Raw genomic sequence first — 870 nt, forward strand, 5'->3', positions numbered from 1 at the left:
GGCGCCATCGCAGCCGCACGATCGCCCGCATGAGGTGTTCGGGGGTGCGGGTCGGGCTGTGGTGGGGGCGGCTGCTGCGGTCAGCCATCCCTGCCGCGCCCTCGAGCCGGTAGCGCTGCGCCCATTTCGCGGCCGTTTTGGCGGCGACCATGAACATCTTGGCCGCTTCAGCGTGGGTCCAACCGTGTTCGACGACCAGCCGGGCGAGTCGCAGCCGGGTGCGCGGGGTCAGGGTGGCGTTAGGGTGGGACACGAAGGCCTCCGGCGGGTGAAGCGGTTCCTAGACAGCTCCACTTCACATCCGGAGGCCTTCACCTGTCAGCACGACAGGCCGCCAGTGATCACCTCAACTCGGGACAACGTCCCCGGACATCACATCTAGTCCCGTAGTCCGTGAAGGCCTCCTTACCGGCGCTTGAAGCCGGTAAGGAGGCCTTCACGGCTTTTCGGCGACCAAGGGGATGACCGCGCTGACGGCGGTGCCGCCGGGGCCGCTGGCGACGTCGAGTTCGCCGCCCAGCGCCTCGACGCGGTCGCGCAGGCCCGCCAGCCCGGTCCCGCCGTCCAGGGACGCGCCGCCGGCACCGTGGTCGGTCACCGCGACCCGCAGTTCCGCGCCCTCGACCGCGATCCGGACGTCGGCGCGGTCGGTCCGCGCGTGCTTCAACGCGTTCGTCAGCGCTTCCGACGTCACGAAGTACGCCGTCGCCTCCACCGCCGCGTCGAGGCGTGGCACCGTGCCGACCGACAGGTCCACGTCCATCGGGCTGCGGTCGGCCAGCGACCGGACCGCCGCGACCAGGCCCGCTTCGGTGAGGATCGCCGGCCGGATGCCGCGGGCCAGCTCCCGCAGCTCGGTGATCGCCGTCT

Annotated in this window: 2 protein-coding genes; both read right to left on the reverse strand. The window is 71.5% G+C overall.

Annotated features, from left to right (window positions below; all coding sequences use genetic code 11):
- A partial coding sequence (locus tag G3I65_RS32580; protein ID WP_160699498.1) for a leucine zipper domain-containing protein occupies nt 1–253 on the reverse strand: 253 nt, incomplete at its 3' end.
- 183 nt (nt 254–436) lie between these two features.
- On the reverse strand, nt 437–870 hold a 434-nt coding region (locus tag G3I65_RS32585; protein ID WP_345944095.1), incomplete at its 5' end, for an ATP-binding protein.

The sequence above is a fragment of the Amycolatopsis sp. SID8362 genome (genome assembly GCF_010550475.1).
GTDB lineage: Bacteria > Actinomycetota > Actinomycetes > Mycobacteriales > Pseudonocardiaceae > Amycolatopsis > Amycolatopsis eburnea.